Source organism: Streptomyces sp. NBC_01750 (genome assembly GCF_035918095.1).
GTDB lineage: Bacteria > Actinomycetota > Actinomycetes > Streptomycetales > Streptomycetaceae > Streptomyces.
This window is the reverse complement of record NZ_CP109137.1, coordinates 7,824,650-7,842,795: the sequence shown is the minus strand read 5'-3', so window position 1 is coordinate 7,842,795 and position 18,146 is coordinate 7,824,650. Positions and strand designations below refer to the sequence as shown.

Below are 18,146 nucleotides of genomic sequence, written 5' to 3'. Positions count from 1 at the left end.
CTCATTCATACCGGCCATGGCCGCTATACCGGCTATGGCCGCGACAGGAGCACAATCGAGTGAGGGGGAACCAGAAACAGCTCCGCCCGGAGGTTGTCGGATGCCACGGAACCGGGCCCCGTCCCGCTACGCCCCTGATCAGGGACTCACCACCCGCATGGTGACGACGATGTTCCTGATCGGGCTGCTCTATGTCGTCTTCGTGGGCGCCCTGCTGGCGATCCTCCGAAGCTCGTGGCCGATCATTCTGCTGATCGCAGGTGGTCTGTTCATCGCGCAGTTCTGGTTCAGCGACCGGATCGCGGCCTTCAGCATGGGCGCTCGCGAGGTCACGCCCGAGCAGGCGCCGGAGCTGCACGGCGCCGTCGACCGTATCTGCGCGCTCGCCGACATGCCCAAGCCCCGGGTCGCGATCGCCCACAGCGATGTGCCGAACGCCTTCGCCGTCGGCCGCAATGAGAAGACCGCGCTGGTCTGCGCCACCACCGGTCTGCTCCGCCGGCTGGAGCCGGAGGAACTCGAGGGCGTCCTCGCCCACGAGCTGTCGCACGTCGCCCACCACGATGTCGCAGTCATGACGATCGCGTCGTTCCTCGGTGTGCTGGCCGGCGTGATGACCCGTATCGCCGTGTGGGGCGGCTTCGGCCGGGCGGGCCGCGACAGCAACACCGCGATCGCCGTGCTCCTGATACCCGTGATCAGCGCCGTCGTCTACGTGATCAGCTTCCTGCTGACCAGGCTGCTCTCCCGCTACCGCGAACTGTCGGCAGACCGCGCCGCCGCCCTGCTGACCGGCCGTCCCTCGGCGCTCGCGTCCGCGCTCACCAAGGTGACGGGCGAGATGGCGAAGATCCCGACGCAGGACCTGCGCAAGGCGGAGCCGTTCAACGCCTTCTGGTTCGCGCCGGCGTTCTCCTCCAAGGAGAGCCTGAGCCGCCTGCTGTCCTCGCACCCGACGCTGGAACAGCGCCTGGACCAGCTGGGCAAGATCTCGACGCAGCTGGCCCGCCCGTAACGGCCCCACGACGATGACGGACGACTGACAGAGGTGCTGCTGTGGGACTCCTCGACACGATCCTCGGCCGCAGCAGGCCGGTACGGCCCAACCTCGACCAGCTCTTCGGCCTGCCCGCCGCCGCCATCACCCTCCAGGCGGGCGCAGGCTTCACACCGACCGGCATCGGCTCGGTGTGCTTCGCCAGTGTGGAGGGCGGCGCCTTCGCGCAACTCCAGGAGGACGTACGAGAGCTGCTCGACGCCGACACCGACCGGGGAGGCATCCCGGTCGAGTTCAGCCAGGACGCGTACGGCTACACCTGGCTCCTCGCCCGCCACCCCGCCGACGACACGGCCTCACTGGTCAACGATCTGCACGCGGTCAACACCCTGCTCCAGGACGCAGGCTTCGGCCCCCAGCTGCTCTGCTCCCTGATCACCTTCCGCGAGACGTCCGGCGAGCGCCCGCTGGCGCTCGTCTACCTGTACAAGCGGGGCACCTTCTACCCCTTCGCGCCGCTCGCCGGGGCGAAGGAGAAGCGCGACAACGCCCTGGAACTGCAGACCAGGGCGCTGCTCACGGACGATCTCCGCATCGAGACGGACCTGGCCCGCTGGTTCCCGGTCTGGGGCGCGCCCGGCCTCGGAGGTCCGATGCCGTAGGCCGGCTACCGGCCCCGGGCCCGGAGGAAGCGCTCGAGCGCGGCCAGATCGTCCGTATTGATGTGGTCGACACGGGCGGCGAGCAGCTCGGTCCACACGGCGTCGCGGTCCGGACCGGCCACGTCGGGCGTCGCCCAGAACCGGACGCGCTGCCCGTGGTCATGGGCGTCGGCGACGATCGAGTGCAGCTTCTGCCGCTCGGCGGCCGGGAATGGGCCGGTGCCCAGCCAGCTGAAGCTCTGCGTCCAGTTGCTGGAGATCAGCGGGACGAAGGAGACGGGGGCGGTGGTGCCGAGGTCCTCGAGGCGGCCGTCGTAAAAGGCGTACCGGACGCGCTGTGTCTCCATGGGTACGCGGGCGGCGCGGTCGCCGGAGATGACCGGGGTGACAGCGCCGAGGCGGACATGGCCGTAGGCGCAGGTGCTGAGCATCCGCCGGTAGTGGCGCAGCTGACGGTCGAGTTCCAGATAGGCGGCGGCGCCGTCCGTCTTGATGTCGACCAGCAGTTGGACAGGCCGCCGGTAACCGCGGTACACGGAACCATGGTTGGCCTTCACCCGGGCCAGCAGCGGGTCGAGGTAGAGCGAGCGCAGCGTGCGGTTCGGGTCGAGGTCCGCCGGCTCATGGGCGACGAGCAACTCGCCGTTCACCAGGAAGACGTCGGCCTCCACGCTGGTGAAGCCGTGTGACAGGGCGTCGTGGAGGGGCCGTTCATGCAGGTAGTCGTTGTGGGCGTGGGCCCGGCGGAGCGGCTGCGGGCCGGTGCGCCCGCGGTGCTTCTCGGCGGACTGAGCCTGCGCGGGCACGGCGACGGCGCCGGCCAGCGCGGCGGCGAGGGTGGTGACGGCTCTGCGACGGGTGGTCAGCACGATGGTGCCTCCGGGCTCTGCGGGTCGGGAGGGACACCGGTGAGTATCCGCCCGGGGCAGCCCAAGTGGCAGAGCAGCGCGAAGAGTTCGGCCACCCGTCACCTACTGCTCAGCGTGGCCCCGGAGTGCGGGAAACTCGTCGTCCAGCGGCCGAGTCGTCCCGGCCCGCGTCGTCGCCAACGGGTCGGGGGGCGTGGCGGAGCCGGGGGGCTAACGGCGGGAACTCGTCGTGCGACTGCCGTGTCGGGCGGCGCGGGCAGTCCCATTGCGCCGCTCACGCGGAGTGGAGTTCCGGCAGCATCGAGCAGGCCGCCGCGCCGATGGTCGGCGCGGCGGCCCGAGTTGCGGTGAACAGTGCCTGGGTGCGCAGCCCCCTACGGGGCCTGCAGGTCGACCAGTGCGGCCAGCGCCTCCTTGTGGCGGCCCGGCGTGCCCAGGGCGATCTCGTCGGACTTGGCGCGCTTGAGGTACAGATGCGCGGGGTGTTCCCAGGTCATACCGATACCGGCGTGCAGCTGGACACACTCCTCGGCCGCGCGCACGGCCACCCGCGAGCAGTACGTCTGCGCGACGGCCACCGCGAGGGCGGCGTCGGAGCAGTCCGTGGCGAGGGCGTCCGCCGCGTTGCGGGCCGCGGCACGGGCCGAGACGACCTCGAGCCACACCTGAGCCATGCGGTGCTTGAGCGCCTGGAACGAACCGATGGGCCGGTTGAACTGGTGGCGCTCGCGGGTGTGACGGACCGTCTCCTCCAGGCACCATTCGGCGAGTCCGAGCTGCTCGGAGGCGAGCAGCCCGGCCCCGGCGAGCAGTCCGCGGCGTACGGCCTTCTCGGCGGTCTCCGCGTCCGCCAGGCGGGTGGCGTCGGCCGGGTCGTCGAGGGTGACGGCGGCGAGCGGACGGGTCAGGTCCAGCGGGGTCAGCGCCTCGACGGCGACGTTCGCCGTCTCGACCGCGTACAGACCGTCGGCCCGGAGCACGAGGAGGACATCGGCGACGGCTGCATCCGCGATACCGGTGATCCTGGGTTCGCCGACCGGGAGGTGTCCGTCGTGCGACCCCGACAGCGGCACGGCGAGTACGGCGGTCCCGCGGCCGGCCGCCAGCTCGGTGAGCAGCCCGGCGACGGCCTCCGTCTCCGTGTCGAGCGCGAGCAGCGTCTCGGTGGCGATGACGGAGCTGGTGAGATACGGCGCGGGGGCGACGCTGCGGCCCAGCTCCTCCAGCACCACGGCGGCCTCGCGGTGGCTCGCACCGTGCCCGCCGAGCTTCTCGGGTACGAGGAGTCCGGCCGCGCCGATGTCCCCGGCGAGCGCTTTCCAGAGCTCGGGGTCGTACGGCGTACCGGACTCGGCGCGCACCAGGACGGACGCCGTATCGCTGCGGTCGGCGAGCAGGGAACGTACGGCTGCACGCAGGTCGTCCTCGGCCTCGGAGTACAGCAGATCGGGCTGCGTGGACTGAGTTGTCATCGGGCCAGGTCCTTCCAGGCGACGTCCTTGTCGTTGCGCGGCTCGGAGGGAAGTCCGAGGACACGTTCGGCGACGATGTTCAGCAGCACTTCGCTGGTGCCGCCCTCGATGGAGTTGCCCTTGGAGCGGAGGTAGCGGTATCCGGCGTCGCGCCCGGTGAAGTCGACGAAATCGGGACGGCTCATGGTCCAGTCGTCGTACAAGAGGCCTTCCTCGCCGCGGAGTTCGACCTCGAGACCGCTGATCTCCTGGTTGAGGCGGGCGAAGGCGAGCTTCATTCCGCTGCCTTCGGGGCCCGGCTGGCCGGCGGCGAGCTGCTGGCGCAGCCGCTCTCCCGCCAGCCTGGCGACCTCCGCCTCGACCCAGAGCGACAGCAGCCGCTGGTGCAGATCGTGGTTGCGCAGCTCGGGGCGTTCGCGCCAGGTCTGCGCGATCGGGCCGATCATGCCTCCCTCGCGCGGGAGGCGGCTGCCGCCGATGGAGACCCGCTCGTTCATGAGGGTGGTCTGTGCGACCTTCCAGCCCTCGCCGACCTCGCCGAGGCGGTGTGCGTCGGGGATTCGCACATTGGTCAGGAAGACCTCGTTGAACTCCGCCTCACCGGTGATCTGGCGCAGCGGCCGCACCTCGACACCCGGGTCGGTCATGTCACAGATGAAGTAGGTGATGCCCCGGTGCTTGGGCAGATCCGGGTCGGTGCGGGCGATCAGGATCGCCCAGCGGGCCACATGGGCACTGGACGTCCACACCTTCTGGCCGTTGATGACCCAGTCGTCGCCGTCCCGTACGGCCCGGGTGCCGAGGGCCGCGAGGTCGGAGCCCGCGCCCGGCTCGCTGAACAGCTGGCACCAGACCTCCTCGCCGACCCACAGAGGACGGAGGAAGCGCTGCTTCACCTCTTCGGAGCCGTACTTGAGGATGGTCGGCGCGGCCATGCCGAGGCCGATGCCGATACGGCGCGGGTCGTTGTCCGGCGCGCCCGCAGCCGTCAGCTCGGCGTCGACGGCGGTCTGCAGCGTCCGCGGGGCGTCGAGTCCGCCGAGGCCCTTGGGGTAGTGCACCCAGGCGAGGCCCGCGTCGAAGCGTGCCTTCAGGAAGTCGGTGCGTTCCGTTCCGGCCGGTGGGTGCGCGGCCAGCAACTCCTTGGTGCGGTTGCGCACATCCGTGGCGTCCGTCATCGTGCTTCTCCCTCCGGGATGACGACCAGGCGGCCCGTGGTCGTGCCGTCCGCGACGCGCTGGACGGCGCCCGCGGCGTCCTTCATGGCGACGCGATCGCTGATCAGCGGCTTGATCACGCCCTGCGCCGCGAGCTTGGTCAGCTCCTCGTGGCAGTCGCGGATCGCGCTCGGCTCCCTCGTGTTGTAGAGGCCCCAGTGGAGGCCGACGATCGAGTAGTTCTTCACCAGGGCGTGGTTGAGGGCCGGGGTGGGGATCGAGCCGCTGGCGAAGCCGACGATCACGATCCGGCCCTCGAAGGCGATGCACTTCACGGACTTGGCGTAGGCGTCACCGCCGACCGGGTCGTAGACGACGTCCGCGCCGCGGCCGCCGGTCGCTTCCTTCACCGCCGCGACGATGTCGTCCTCGCGGCGGTCGATGACGACGTCGCAGCCGAGCTCCCTTGCCGTGCGCGCCTTCTCCGCGCCGCCTACGACACCGATCACCCGCGCGCCGGCCGCCTTGCCGAGCTGGACGGCGGCGCTGCCGACGCCGCCCGCCGCCGCGTGCACAAGCAGCGTCTCGCCCGCCTGGAGGTGCGCACGGCGGTGCAGTCCGAACCAGCCCGTCTGGTAGCCGATGTGCAGTGCGGCCGCCTCGGCATCGTCCAGGGCTTCGGGTGCGGGCAGCACGGCCGCCGCGTCGGCGACGACGTACTCGGCGAGTCCGCCGTTCGGCAGTGCGGGGTTGGCGATCACCCGGCGGCCGTCCTCTGTCTCGCCGCAGATCTCCACACCCGGCGTGAACGGCAGCGGCGGCCTGATCTGGTACTGACCGCGGCAGAGCAGCGCGTCGGGAAAGTTGATGTTCGCGGCGCGGACCTTCAGCAGCAGCTGCCCCTCGCCCGGCGTGGGCCGGTCCACCTCTTCGAGCCGCATCACCTCGCTCGGCTCGCCGTTCCGGTGCACTCGCCATGCCTGCATTTCGGGGCCTCCACAAACCGTAGGCGGTACTGCGCTCCATCGCATACTAAGCGGTCGCTTGCCTCTACGGAAGACCCGGTCAGGCGTGCTCGGTCCGGTTCGCACAGGCGGCCGCTCGCCCTGCGGACCGGACAAAGCCCGGAGAACGGCGCGGCTCTCAGTAGAGGGCATCGTGCCGGTGGCGGGTCGGCGGGATGTCGAGATCGAGGACCGCACCGGCCCGGTGCGCCCGCCGGATCTCGGCGCACTTCATCCGTACGGCACACCGGGCCCTGCGTTCGGCCTGACCGGTGACGCTGCCGAGCCGTCTGGACCGGTGCGCCCGGTCGTGCTGATGGATCGCGAAGCCGGTCCGTACGAGCCGGGGCCGGGCGCGATGGGGCGTTCAGCGGCGGAACAGCTCGAAGGTGACGGCGGGACGGCCGCCGAAGCGCTCTGCCGCAGCCTGGGCGCTTGTGGTGAGGAAGCTGCGGCAGTACGTCTCCGGGTCCTGGTCGGTCAGCACCTCGATATAGCTGCGGTGCTCCAGCAGCGAGAGTACGGAGCGCTCCAGGCCGGGCGTCGCGTCGACCGCGTGCGTGGGCGCCGTGGAGCCCGCGACGGCCACCCAGCGCACCCCGCTCCACGGCTCGAGGCCCTGCTCGGCGATGAGTTCGGGGAAGATCCAGCGGTTTCCCGCATCAGCCGCCGCGTCCAGCGTGGCCCTGCCCACCGCCCGGTGGTCGGGGGTGTTCCAGGAGGTGCCGCCCCAGGTGTCACGGTGGTTGAGGGTGATGACCAGCTCGGGCCGGTGGCGCCGGATGGCCGCCGCGATGTCCCGGCGCAGCCCCGTCCCGTACTCGATCACGCCGTCCTTGTGGTCCAGGAACTCCACGGTGGAGACGCCGACGACGGCCGCGCTCGCCCGCTGCTCCCGCTCGCGCAGCGGGGCGCACTCGGCGGGCTCCATGGTGTCGATACCGGCCTCGCCGCGGCTGGCGAGGAGGTAGGCGACCTCACGTCCGCCGTCGGTCCAGCCGGCGACGGCCGCGGCGCAGCCGTACTCGAGATCGTCGGGGTGGGCGACGACGGCCAGCGCGCGCTGCCAGTCGTCGGGCATGGGTTCCAGCTGCTCGGTCATGGGCGCAGGATACGGCGCTGAATATGCGTCAGAGCTCCGCGCGGGCGAGGGAGAGCAGCCGGTCCAGGACGCGCGGACCGCTCGCCCGCACCCCGTCGTGCTCGTACTCGTCGGTGACCCAGGTGCGCAGTCCGCGGATGGTGCGAGCCGTTCGCAGCGAGTGCTCCGTGTCGACATACATGTCGTCGTGATAGATGGCCGCGGCGACCGGCACACGATTCGCGGCGAGCCGGGCCGGGTCGTACAGCGGGGTCCAGTCGGTGCGCGCGGCGAGGAGCTCGGCGGCCTCGCGCAGCGGGCTCAGCGCCGGGTCAACCTCGAAGTGCCAGGGGTGGACGCTCTCCCCGGTGAACATCAGTGGTCCGTCACCGGCCAGGGCTTTGGCGGCGTCGAACTGCGGGAATTCGGCCCGGACGCGTTCGGCCGCCCAGGCGGTCGGCTTCGCGCCCTGGGCGTAGATCGCTTCGTGCAGCACGGCGTACAGCGGATGAGCGGCGTGCGAGAGGGTGGCGAGCACGCTCTCCTGGAACGCGTCGGAGAGCTCGTACCCCGCTCCCGTACGGACGAAGGCGTCCTCCAGCAGATAGTGCAGCTGGTGACTGCCGTCCCCGCCGCCGAGCAGGATGCCGAGTGACTGGAATGCCTCGGGCGTGAGGGTGTAGCCGCCGGGCAGCACGGTCTTGTGCTCAGCGAGGTGGGTGGCGATACGGCGGGCCCGTTCCACGTCCTGCGGGTAGCGGCTGTAGTGGGCCTCGGCCTTGCGATGGATGCGGGGGTACGCGGCCCGGTAGACGTCCTCCACGCCGGCGTCCAGGGAGGGCAGACCGCCGGCGACCAGGACCGTGCGCAGGCCTTCGGGCGCGGTGGAGAGATAGTGCGTGGCACAGAATCCGCCGAAACTCTGGCCGAGTACGGTCCACGGTGCGCCGCCGGTGAGCCGCGGCCGGATCGTCTCGCAGTCGCGCACGATGCTGTCGGCCCGGAAGTTCGCAAGGTAGCCGGCCTGGGCCTGCGGTCCGCCCCGCAGCGGCAGGGTCTGGCGGTTCAGCGGAGTGGAGCGGCCGGTGCCACGCTGGTCGAGAAGCAGCACCCGGTACTCCTGCACGGCCCGTCCCAGCCACGCCTGTCTGCCGATGAAGCGGCGGGCGCCGAAGCCGGGTCCGCCCTCCAGATAGACCAGCCACGGCAGATCCGCGCCGGCCCGCGCGCTCGCGACGAACTCGCGGCCGTACAGCTCGAGCTGCTCCCCCGCCGGGTCGGTGTGGTCGAGCGGGACGGTGAAGTGCCGGTCGGTGAGAACGATTCCCGGCTGGCGATAACTGGTCACTGCTGCTCCTGCTCCTGTCATTCTGCGCCCCCGCCCGCCCATGGGATCACATGGGCGGGCGGGGGACATACGGAGCCGGTGTCAGCCTGTCGGGAAGTCGTCCGGGGGTCCTGGTCCGGTTGCGGACCCAGGCACCTGCGGCCTTGAGCGGCCCGGTGCCGCCGGAAGCTGTCTGGGTGCCGAACTCGGTGACGAACATGGGGAGTCTGTCCGCCGCACGGGAGAGCGTGCCCAGGTACTCGGCGCCGTGCGAGGCGGCGCAGAGGTGGAACGTGTACATGATGTGGGAGGCGTTGACCGGGTTGTTCACGATCTCCGTCCCGTCCGAGTCCTCGGACACACCGAGGGAGGACCAGGCGCGGGTGCCGACCAGAATCGGGGCCGACCGCACAAAAGCCTTCGGCCAGGGTGTATCGCACCCCGAGGGCGGCTTCGGACACGGCGGCGTCGGCTACGGTGCTGGGTGTGGTGATCAACGGAGGGCACACAGCAGAACCGGGAACCGCGCTGCTCATCGCAGCCGCCCCGGTCGGCAAAGGCCGTCTCATCGACGCGAGTTCGGTGCTGCCCGCGCTCGCCGCCGTACCCCCCAGCGCGCTGACGGGCACGCCGACCGCGACGGTGATCGAGCTCGCCGATCCGCTCGACCCCCAGACCGTGCTCACCCGGATCCGGGCCGCCGCGATCGCGGAAGGGCCGCTGTACCTGTACATCGCCGGACAGCTGCAGCTGGACCGCAGGCAGCGGCTCCTGCATCTCGCGCTCGCACGGACGACGCCGACGACCGTGCGCTACACGGCACTTCCCTGGCACTGGCTCGCGGGCGAACTCGCGGTGCGGCGTCCGGACACCACGACCGTGGTCGTCGATCTGGTCGCCGACCACGAGGCGTGGCAGCACATCGTGACGGAAGGCCTCGCCCTCGGACATGGTGTCCGTCTCTACGGCCGTATCGCGCCGGCGTCCCCGCGCCGCGGTACCGCGGTCCCCGCCTATCTGAAGGCGTGTGCGGCGATCTGGCGCAGCGGCGCACGGCCGGACCGTGCCGCGCTGCACGAACAGGCCGCGGCGCGGGCCGGCGCCGACGACGCGCTGCTGCTCACGGTCGGACCTCCGCCGCTCGTGGGCGTCCCCGCCGCGGAGACCGTGGCGGCCGTGGCGGTGGCCGACCCGCATCCGGCGATCCTTGCCGCCGCACAGGCGGGCCGGCACGGCGAGGCCGCGGCCGCGGCGGCGGCCTGGGAACAGCAGGAGCTACGGACCCACGGCCCCGGCTCGGTGCAGGCCATCCACTGGCTGGAGGTCCGGGCGGATCTCGCCCGGCTCGCCCACGATCCTGGTCTGAGCTGCGAATTGTGGATGGCCGCCGCAGCAGCCCGGCTCACACGCCGGCAGGCCCCGGACGATCCCGATGTCGAAGGGGCGGTCGACCGGGCCCACCACCAGTGGGAGCAGATCCGCGATCTGCCCCGGGCACGCTCACTCGCGCCGGCGCTCGTCAGGCTGCGCCAAAGTGTCCCGGGCCGTCAGCGAGGGGCACTGCAGGTGCTCCAGCGGCGCCTGGAGCACCTGCACGCCGGCCAGGCGTAGCAACCCTGGCGAGAGCGGGACGGGCCGGGCCGGGCCGGGCCGACGGTCGGAACTGACCCATGTGGCGGGCGGCCTCCGTCAGGCCCACGCTGGAGAGGGAGAGGTCTTCCACTGGCCGCCTGGTCACGCCCCGGAAGCGCTCGTGGACTGCGAGTGCATCCTCTTTCTTCCCGATTTCTTCCCGACAAAGGAGTTCAACGAGGTGATCGATCACATCGAAGCCCAGGTGGGATGTCCATCTCAGCCGGGACGTGTCATGTGATCATTTGAGAATTGTCTTGTTCTTGCACGAGTGGTGGAAACCCGCCGCCGAGGGTGTGCCATGAGCGCACCGAAGGCGGGTACGGGAAATGACATCCGCCCGGGTACCGGGCAAGCCTTTCCGCCCGTTCCCGAGCGGCCTGTTGGCCACAACAACGGGATACATGATGCACAACTCCTCGGACAACACCCCATCCGCGGCTCAGCAGGCTTTGCATGCCCTGGCCGAGAACGCTCAGGACGAGACGGCACTGGACACGCTGGCCGACAGCGATGTGCTGATTCCCGTTCCCGGTGACCCGGCCGCCGAGCCGGAATCGGATACCGGAGCCGTGACACTGCCGGTCCTTGAACAGCCTGGCGGTGAAAGCCTGGTACCCGTCTTCACCTCGGAACTGCGCATGGCCGAGCTGCTGCCGTCCATCTCGCGCTACCACCTCGTGCCTCTGGGCACGCTCGCCGCAGGGTGGCCGACCGGCGACCTGTCACTGACCATCGACGCCAGTTCCCCCGACGCCTTGACCCTCAGCGCCGAGGGCGTACGTACCTTGCTGGCCGGGCGCCACAGCTGAGTCCCCGGGCGGAGCCTGGGGCACCGGATCGGGTCAGGTGCTGGGTTCGGCCGCACTGATATCGGCCAGTGCTGACATCCATTCACGCTCGATGGCGAGATCACCCAGCGTCACGACACCCACGGGGCGGTCGTCCTCGGTGACGGGCAGTCGCCGCAGGGCGTGCCGGCGCATGAGGTCGAGGGCATCCTCCGGGCTGTCGCCAGGGTTGATGCTGATGACTTCGGTGGTGCAGATGGCGTGCACGGTCGTCTCGTCGGGGTCCTTCTGGTCAGCCATGGCACGAACGACCAGATCTCGGTCGGTGATGATGCCGCACAGTCGGCCGTCCTCGACGACGAGGGCATCACCGACGTTCTCGTCACGCATTCGGCGAGCAGTCTCCGTAAGAGAGGTCAGCGGGCCGACGGTGACCGGATGCTTGGTCATGAAGTCGCGTACTCGCTGGGTCATGGCTACCTCCGGAAGGTTGGCCTCGCCCCGCCGGCCGCAACAATTGCGCCGCACCAGCAGCAGCGGGCGCCACATCGGCTCGGCCACCCACGCCGACCACAGGCCACAGAATCGGGTCTCCTCGGTTCCGCTTCAACCCTGGCACTGGGCACGCTGTTCTGCACCCTGACCGAACGTTACCGTTCGCACCCATTTGCGCACTGTGAGCGATGGACGCAAGGTGGTTACGCAGTCCATCACCAAGCACGAAAGGACAACTGTCATGGGTAAGGCAAAGGCCAAGGCAAAGCAGGTCAAGGGCAGGATGAAGGAAACCGCCGGCAAGACCATGAACGACCGGGGCATACAGGCGGAAGGCCGTGGCGAGCGGATGGCGGGCAAGACCCAGGAAGCCGCGGAAAAGACTGCCGAGCGGATGAACAAGCCGTCCGGGCTGTAGGCGGCATTATTGCAAGGGGCTGGGCATGGGGCGGCGAGCCTCGGCCCAGCCCCCTTGTTCGCCGCCAAGGCAGCGGGGGGTACCCCGAGTTCCGTGGTCACCCCGGCTGACCTGGCGCCAAATGGGCGACATCACTCAGGCAGAGCAGGGGCCCGTTGATCCAGGCCGCTGACGGTGGAGGCCCGGCGGAAGACGTGGACGAGCATGGGGAAGGTGATCCGCCCCGTCGAAGTGTTGCGCCGGCTCGGGTGGTAGCAGCCGAACAGATGCAGCTCCTTCTTCGCGCCGCTGCCGGGCAGGGTCACCTCGGCACCGTGCCCGAAGGCGGGCCGTGGACGCGGCAGTTGCCACCCCGCGTGGCCGAGCACGGGCAGCAGCGCCTGCCAGCCGAAGGCGCCGAGGACGACCACCGCGCGCAGGCTGGGGCCGAGGAGTTCCAGCTCGGTCGCGAGCCACGGCCGGCAGGCGTCACGCTCCGCCGGAGTGGGCTTGTTCTGCGGCGGAGCGCAGTGTACGGGCGCCGTGACACGGACTCCTCGCAGCTCCAGGCCGTCACCGCGGTGCGTGGAATTCGGCTGGGAGGCGAGACCGACGGCGTACAGAGCGGCGAAAAGGATGTCGCCAGAGGCATCGCCGGTGAACATCCGGCCGGTCCGGTTGCCGCCGTGGGCGGCGGGGGCCAGACCGACGACGGCCAGCGCCGCGTCCGGCGGCCCGAATCCCGGCACCGGCCTGCCCCAGTACTCCCATTCCTGGAAGGCCGCACGCTTCGTGGCGGCGACCTCCTCGCGCCAGGCCACCAGCCTGGGGCAAGCCCGGCACTGGACCACGTGCGCGTCCAGCTCGCCCAGTTCTCCGCAGCGGGACGCGCTGCGCGCGGGAAAGTCAGCCTCAACAGGACTCGGCGGTGAGCCTCCCACTAGGCGGCGTCCTGCATCACGGCGTCGCGCAGTTGGCTACAACTGCGGCTGATCAGGCGGGACACATGCATCTGCGATATACCGGCCTTCTCCGCGATCCTGCTCTGCGTCATGTCCTCGAAGAACCGCAAGTAGAGGATCTCCCTTTCGCGTGCGGGCAGTTGCCGCAGCCGTGGCCTGATCGCCTCCCGGTCGACGACAACATCGAGTGCGGGGTCGAGGCCACCGAGGGAGTCGCCGAGGCTGTAGCCGTCCTCGCTTCCCCGCTGTTCCGCGTCGAGGGAGAGCGCGGTGAAACTGTCGAGCGCCTCAAGACCGGACAGCGCTTCCTCTTCCGTCATGGCGGCCTGCTCGGCGATCTCGGCGACAGTCGGCGCGTGGCCGGCGATCGACACAGTGAGCTCCTGCTGTGCGGTCCGTACCCGATTGCGCAGATCCTGGACACGACGCGGGACATGCACGGTCCACATGTAGTCGCGGAAGTGCCGCTTTATCTCGCCGGTAATGGTCGGCACGGCGTAGCTGGCGAAGGCGGTCCCGCGCTCCGGATCGTAGCGGTCCACGGCTTTCACCAGGCCCAGCGCGGCCACCTGTCGCAGGTCGTCGAGACTCTCACCGCGGCTGCGGAACCGGCCGGCGAGCCGGTCCGACATGGGGAGCCAGGCGGTCACCACTTCTTGGCGCAGCTTCTCTCGTTCGTCTCCCGGCGGCAGCCCGGCCAGCCGGGTGAACGCGGCGGCGGTGTCGGGTGCGTCGTCGTGCGGGTGCTTTCTGGCTTCCTGAGTGCGCATGATGCGTTTCAGTTCCCTTGACGGTACTGACGGAAGTGGTCGACCCTCGGGAGTCCGGATCGCACAGGGACGGACCCACACCTGGGGCGTCGAGCCGCTCCCCGGGAGTGCCTCCGGTCCGAAGCACATAAAGCACGTGCCCGCCGCCCAATTGGCCAAACGTATGGTTCCTGGAGAATTCGTCAAGGCCTTTCGGAACCGCCGAGTTCCACCGAGTCGCCGGCCCCGATCTATGCGTCCACGTGGCGCCGCGTCATCCGCAACGCGGCATCCGACGAATCGGGGTGGATATGGGCGACGGCGTCATCTGTAATGCTCACATTCAGGTGACGTATATCAGCGATCGCACCCCGACCTCAATTCCCGGTCACTACCAGCCTGACCTCGGGAGCCCGCCCACGCAACATACGCGTACCACCGCCCTCTGCCCGATCGCATCGTGGGCACGAAGACCACATCGTGAGCACGAAGAGGCAGCGCGCCGACCTGAGGGTTCCGCCGCGAGGTGGGGCCCGCCGGAGGTCTCCGGCGGGCCCCACCTCGGTATCCGAGTACGGTCAGGCGCGGTGGCTGCCGTAGTAGCCACCGATCTGTTCGAGGTAGCCCGGGTCGCTGGTGTGCTTCTCCTTGTCGAACTCGGGCGCGTCCTTGATCTGGGCCTTGGTGCGGCCGACGTGGATCGTCTCGGCGGCCGTGTCGACACGGATGACCGTGCCGGCAGGCAGCAGGACGTGCTTGCCGAAGATCCACGGCCCGGTGTCGACGACAAGATAGGCGGATCCGACCTCGTCGGAGTGCTTGTCGACCTTGCCGATGCTTCCGTCGGTTGCCTCGACCTTGAACCCGGCCAGAGTGGTGCCGGCGGTGTAACCGCTCGTCGGCTGGTAACCCCAGATGTTCTCGCTCATGAAATGACTCCTCATCGACTGCGGACGGCGAGGAAAACAGCCACCATTTTCCCGCGACTGTCACCCTCGACCTGCCGAGTGCCCCGGTCCGCTTTCGTTACACACCTTGATCGTAAAATGCGCTGCCGCGTCGGCGTGATTCAGCCGCCGAGTGACGCGTCGGATTCGGGCCGGGCGGCGCAATGATTTCGGGGCAATCGAAGAACACGGAAGTCGATGAAAATGGTTCCGCTCCGGTTTCGAGTCGAACAGCCGGCGGCGCACAGCGGCTTCCTCCGGCTGGACACGCCGGCGCGCCAGGACCGGTGCCCGGCTTGCACCACGGCAGTCAGGAGCTGGCCGCTCAGCGCGTCGACACCGCTGCCGGGCCGGCCGTCACCCCCCAGCGGTGTGCCGAGCGGCTGAACTCTGATGAAATCGTGTGCACGATGACGACCGGCGGGTACCCGTGTCCTGTCCGCACCCCCATGCGACAAGAAAGGGCGTTCTGCACCGTGGCCGACTTCCTCATCGACATCGAGACGATTCGCGCACGCGCCCGCGAGGAGATGGGTAAGGGGCCGGTGACGGACGCGTACGGCGCTGATCTCGCGCGTGTGCTCCAGGTACTCAATGACGCGCTGGCCACCGAGATCGTCTGCACCCTGCGCTACAAAAGGCACTACTACACGGCTTCCGGGATCTACTCGGAGCCCGTGGCAGCCGAGTTCCTGGAGCATGCGCAGGAGGAACAGCAGCACGCCGACAAGCTGGCTCAGCGGATCGTGCAGCTGGGCGGCGCGCCGGACTTCAATCCGGACACGCTGACCACGCGGGCCCACGCCGAGTACGACGCCAGTTCCGACCTGATCGAAATGATCAAAGAGGACCTGGTGGCGGAGCGAGTGGCCATCGCGTCGTACACCGAGATCATCCAGTGGCTCGGCGAGGACGACCCCACCACGCGTCGTGTGTTCGAGGACCTGTTGGCGCAGGAGGAAGAGCACGCGGACGATCTCCGTGGACTGCTGGCGCGCATCCCGCCGGACGGTGGCTCCGCGGCGGGCAGGACGCGCTGACCCCACCAGCACGACTGCCGTCGATCCGCACCGGCATACGGGTACCGCGGCCGCCCCGGCCCCGCCCCCAGGAGCGGGCGCGGGCAATCGCGCTCGGCAACGGGCCGTACTCACCGCTTCCCCGCAGCCGTACCCGCTCCTACCGCCGGGCGGCGGCGCGGGAGGTTCGGCAAACCGCTGGAGCGGCGGGGCGTCGCGCGCCGAAGGCGGATGACGGCCCTGAGGCCGCCGCCCGGGGCAGGGAGGAGCAGCGCCTCGCCGCCGCCGGCCAGCGTGAGGCGCTGAACGATGGCGAGGCCGAGGCCGGTGCCACCCTTGGGGGCGCCGGGGGCGCGCCAGAAGCGGTCGAACGCGCGGCCGCGTTGTTCGTTGGTCATGCCCGGGCCCTGGTCTTCGACGTGCAGTTCCGCCCCGGCGGCCGAGAGCCACCGGGAGACGGTCACCACGCTGCGCGTGGGGGCGACGCGCAGGGCGTTGGAGAGCAGGTTGTCCAGAATCTGCTCCAGGGCGCCAGGCACCGCGAGGACGGTGCCGACCGGATTGCCCTTGAGGACGAGTCGGACGCCTTCCCGCGCGTACAGCCCGGACCAGGCGAGGGTTCGGTCCCGCAGAACCCGGTCCAGGTCGACGGGTTCGGGCGTGAGCGCGGTCTCCTCCATCAGGGCGAAGGCGAGGAGGCCCTCGACCATTCGGGCCAGCCTGTCCGTCTCGGTCATCGCCGCGTTCAAGTTGCCGCGCACGGTTGGCAGGATGTCGGGTTCCATGTTGTCCAGGCGCAGCCGCAGCGCGGCGAGCGGGGTCTTCAACTGGTGGGACACCTCGCCCGCGAAGGCGCGCTGTGAAGCGAGCAGATGCTCCAGCAGGGCGGCTGTGCGGTTGAAGGTGGCGGCCAGGCTGCGTACTTCGGGCGGTCCTGTGGTGACGGAGGCAGGGGTGGTGAGGCTGCCACCGGCCAAGGTACGCGCGGCACGCTCCAGTTCGAGGATCGGGCGGCCGATCCAGCGGGCCAGCGCGAAGGCGGCCAACGCGACAACGGCCAGCACCCCGAGCCCGCCGAGTCCCAGCACCAGCCATACACGGTGGACGTTGCTCGCTATCGCGTCGGTGGGGACGGTGAGGTGTACGGCGCCGTGAAGCGTCGCGCCGTGGCGTACCGGAACGGCGACCGACAGCCACTGGACACCGCCGATGGTGGAGGTACGCGCGTTGGCTCCGTCACCGCCGAGCAGCGCGGCAGCGATCTCCGGGCGCCGGGCGAGGGCGGCCTGCTGATCGCGGCCCAGCGGGTGCGAGGTGACGAGCAGGGTGCCGCTGCTGTCCACGACCAGGATTCGGCCACCGATGCGTTGTGCGCAGACGCCGACCCGTTCGGCGAGTTCGCCGGGGCGGCCGTAGGTGAGGGAGAGAGCGGCGTAGTCGGCCACCGATTCCGCCTCTTCCGTGGCTGCGTTGGTGGCTCTCTCACGCTCGGCCCGGGTGTAGACGTAGCCGAGGGGGAACTCCAGGCAGACGAGGACGAGGGTCGCGATGGTCAGATAGCTGAGCAGCAGTCGGCGTGTCATCGGGGCTGTGATTCGGGGTGGTTGGTGTCGCTGCGGGGGCGTACGGCGAGGCGCAGGCCCACCCCGCGCAGGGTCTGGATCCAGGCCGGGTCGCCCAACTTGCGCCGCAGGGTGGCGACATGGACGTCCAGGGTCTTGGTGGGACCGTGGAAGTGCAGATCCCAGACCCGGTCGAGGATCTCCTGACGCGAGTAGACAGCTCCGGGGTCCTCGGCCAGCAGGGCCAGCAGGTCGAACTCCTTGGGGGTGAGGATGATCGGCCTCTCCCCGATCCAGACCTCGCGGGTGCGGCGGTCGACGACCAGCGCCCCGGTCGGGGAGGACTGCGGCGCTGTGCGTCCGGGTTCGGGCACGGGTTCGGGGCCCTGCCACTCCAATGCCCCCGGGGCCCGGTCGGGTGCTGTCGCGGGCAGAGCCGCCGCAGCCGCTCGGGGTAAGGCCCTGAGACGGTTGGCGGCTTCCGCGGCACCCGACCATGCCGCGGTGCGGCGGGTCACCGCCCGGATGCGTGCGATCAACTCCCGGATGCTGACCGGTTTCGCCAGGTAGTCGTCGGCACCCAGCTCCAGGCCCAGCACCCGGTCGGCCTCCGTACTACGTGCGGTGAGCATGATGATCGGCACCTCGGAGACCTGGCGGATACCGCGGCAGACGTCGATGCCGTCCATGTCGGGCAGTCCCAGATCGAGCAGGACGATGTCGCCGTAGGGGCCTTGCAGCCCGGCGGCTCCGGTGGACACATGGCTCACCGTCAGGCCGTAGCGGCCGAGGCCCTCCACCAGGGGTTCGGCGATCGTGTCGTCGTCCTCGACGAGCAGGGCCCGCAGTGTCATTGAGTTCCGTCTTCCCGTGAATGCAGAGTAAATCCTGAGTAAATCCTCACGACATGAATTCCCGATAGTCCGCACCCGGGACGATCACCGTACATTGATTGAAATCAACGGCACGCGGGTCCAGGGACATTGGGAGACAGGTCACAGCGCCTTGCCCGATTCTGAGGTG

General features: G+C 69.9%; 19 protein-coding genes. 6 read left to right on the top strand and 13 right to left on the bottom strand.

Annotation, left to right across the window (positions count from 1 at the left end):
- Positions 1-100 precede the first annotated feature (100 nt).
- Together htpX and pspAB are read left to right on the top strand one after the other, a co-directional pair.
- Entirely contained in the window at positions 101-1,015 is a 915-nt protein-coding gene (gene htpX, locus OG966_RS35430; RefSeq protein WP_326654166.1) for a zinc metalloprotease HtpX, read from the top strand.
- A gap of 41 nt (positions 1,016-1,056) precedes the next feature.
- Positions 1,057-1,659, top strand: a complete 603-nt coding sequence (gene pspAB, locus OG966_RS35425) for a PspA-associated protein PspAB (RefSeq protein WP_326654165.1) — start codon at positions 1,057-1,059, stop codon at positions 1,657-1,659.
- 5 nt (positions 1,660-1,664) lie between these two features.
- Here pspAB and OG966_RS35420 read toward each other — a convergent pair whose 3' ends face one another.
- The 7 genes from OG966_RS35420 to OG966_RS35390 all read right to left on the bottom strand — a co-directional run bounded on the left by OG966_RS35420 (position 1,665) and on the right by OG966_RS35390 (position 8,981).
- Positions 1,665-2,531 carry a phosphatidylinositol-specific phospholipase C/glycerophosphodiester phosphodiesterase family protein gene (locus OG966_RS35420; protein ID WP_326655503.1) on the bottom strand — a complete coding sequence of 289 codons (867 nt, stop codon included), beginning with the start codon at positions 2,529-2,531 and terminating at the stop codon, positions 1,665-1,667.
- Positions 2,532-2,902: 371 nt separating this feature from the next.
- Positions 2,903-4,000: an acyl-CoA dehydrogenase family protein gene (locus tag OG966_RS35415; protein ID WP_326654164.1), complete on the bottom strand. Its 1,098-nt coding sequence runs from the start codon at positions 3,998-4,000 to the stop codon at positions 2,903-2,905.
- On the bottom strand, positions 3,997-5,178 hold the full coding sequence (locus OG966_RS35410) for an acyl-CoA dehydrogenase family protein (protein ID WP_326654163.1): 1,182 nt from the start codon (positions 5,176-5,178) through the stop codon (positions 3,997-3,999). The genes OG966_RS35415 and OG966_RS35410 overlap by 4 nt, the downstream gene beginning before the upstream one ends.
- Positions 5,175-6,143 (bottom strand): NADPH:quinone oxidoreductase family protein, encoded by a 969-nt coding sequence (locus tag OG966_RS35405; RefSeq protein WP_326654161.1) that lies wholly within the window; start codon positions 6,141-6,143, stop codon positions 5,175-5,177. The genes OG966_RS35410 and OG966_RS35405 overlap by 4 nt, the downstream gene beginning before the upstream one ends.
- A 385-nt stretch (positions 6,144-6,528) precedes the next feature.
- Complete coding sequence (locus OG966_RS35400) at positions 6,529-7,263, bottom strand: PIG-L deacetylase family protein (RefSeq protein ID WP_326654160.1); 735 nt, start codon at positions 7,261-7,263, stop codon at positions 6,529-6,531.
- A 28-nt stretch (positions 7,264-7,291) separates the two neighbouring features.
- Positions 7,292-8,590 (bottom strand): alpha/beta fold hydrolase, encoded by a 1,299-nt coding sequence (locus OG966_RS35395; RefSeq protein ID WP_326654159.1) that lies wholly within the window; start codon positions 8,588-8,590, stop codon positions 7,292-7,294.
- Positions 8,591-8,636: 46 nt separating this feature from the next.
- The gene (locus OG966_RS35390) at positions 8,637-8,981 is read right to left on the bottom strand and encodes a cellulase family glycosylhydrolase (RefSeq protein WP_326654158.1); all 345 of its coding nucleotides are present in this window, start codon (positions 8,979-8,981) and stop codon (positions 8,637-8,639) included.
- Between the two features lie 65 nt (positions 8,982-9,046).
- Here OG966_RS35390 and OG966_RS35385 point away from each other — a divergent pair, with 65 nt between their 5' ends.
- Both OG966_RS35385 and OG966_RS35380 read left to right on the top strand, forming a co-directional pair.
- Positions 9,047-10,180, top strand: a complete 1,134-nt coding sequence (locus OG966_RS35385) for a hypothetical protein (protein WP_326655502.1) — start codon at positions 9,047-9,049, stop codon at positions 10,178-10,180.
- Positions 10,181-10,605: 425 nt separating this feature from the next.
- Positions 10,606-11,013 carry an SseB family protein gene (locus tag OG966_RS35380; RefSeq protein WP_326654157.1) on the top strand — a complete coding sequence of 136 codons (408 nt, stop codon included), beginning with the start codon at positions 10,606-10,608 and terminating at the stop codon, positions 11,011-11,013.
- Between the two features lie 33 nt (positions 11,014-11,046).
- Here OG966_RS35380 and OG966_RS35375 read toward each other — a convergent pair whose 3' ends face one another.
- Positions 11,047-11,553, bottom strand: coding sequence for a CBS domain-containing protein (locus OG966_RS35375; RefSeq protein WP_326654156.1), 507 nt, complete (start codon positions 11,551-11,553; stop codon positions 11,047-11,049).
- A gap of 175 nt (positions 11,554-11,728) precedes the next feature.
- Between OG966_RS35375 and OG966_RS35370 the strand changes: the two genes are divergently transcribed.
- Complete coding sequence (locus OG966_RS35370; RefSeq protein WP_326654155.1) at positions 11,729-11,905, top strand: CsbD family protein; 177 nt, start codon at positions 11,729-11,731, stop codon at positions 11,903-11,905.
- Between the two features lie 131 nt (positions 11,906-12,036).
- Here OG966_RS35370 and OG966_RS35365 read toward each other — a convergent pair whose 3' ends face one another.
- The 3 genes from OG966_RS35365 to OG966_RS35355 all read right to left on the bottom strand — a co-directional run bounded on the left by OG966_RS35365 (position 12,037) and on the right by OG966_RS35355 (position 14,524).
- Complete coding sequence (locus OG966_RS35365) at positions 12,037-12,825, bottom strand: uracil-DNA glycosylase (RefSeq protein WP_326654154.1); 789 nt, start codon at positions 12,823-12,825, stop codon at positions 12,037-12,039.
- The gene (locus OG966_RS35360) at positions 12,825-13,616 is read right to left on the bottom strand and encodes a SigB/SigF/SigG family RNA polymerase sigma factor (RefSeq protein WP_326654153.1); all 792 of its coding nucleotides are present in this window, start codon (positions 13,614-13,616) and stop codon (positions 12,825-12,827) included. Before OG966_RS35360 ends, OG966_RS35365 begins: the two co-directional genes overlap by 1 nt.
- Before the next feature lie 557 nt (positions 13,617-14,173).
- Positions 14,174-14,524: a PRC-barrel domain containing protein gene (locus OG966_RS35355; RefSeq protein WP_326654152.1), complete on the bottom strand. Its 351-nt coding sequence runs from the start codon at positions 14,522-14,524 to the stop codon at positions 14,174-14,176.
- A 467-nt stretch (positions 14,525-14,991) separates the two neighbouring features.
- Here OG966_RS35355 and OG966_RS35350 point away from each other — a divergent pair, with 467 nt between their 5' ends.
- Positions 14,992-15,582, top strand: coding sequence for a ferritin-like domain-containing protein (locus OG966_RS35350; protein WP_326654151.1), 591 nt, complete (start codon positions 14,992-14,994; stop codon positions 15,580-15,582).
- Positions 15,583-15,692: 110 nt separating this feature from the next.
- Here the strand turns inward: OG966_RS35350 and OG966_RS35345 are convergent, their stop codons facing one another.
- A complete protein-coding gene (locus OG966_RS35345) occupies positions 15,693-17,144 on the bottom strand; it encodes a sensor histidine kinase (protein ID WP_326654150.1) in 1,452 nt (483 codons plus the stop codon).
- Complete coding sequence (locus tag OG966_RS35340) at positions 17,141-17,977, bottom strand: response regulator transcription factor (protein ID WP_326654149.1); 837 nt, start codon at positions 17,975-17,977, stop codon at positions 17,141-17,143. The genes OG966_RS35345 and OG966_RS35340 overlap by 4 nt, the downstream gene beginning before the upstream one ends.
- Positions 17,978-18,146 lie beyond the last annotated feature (169 nt).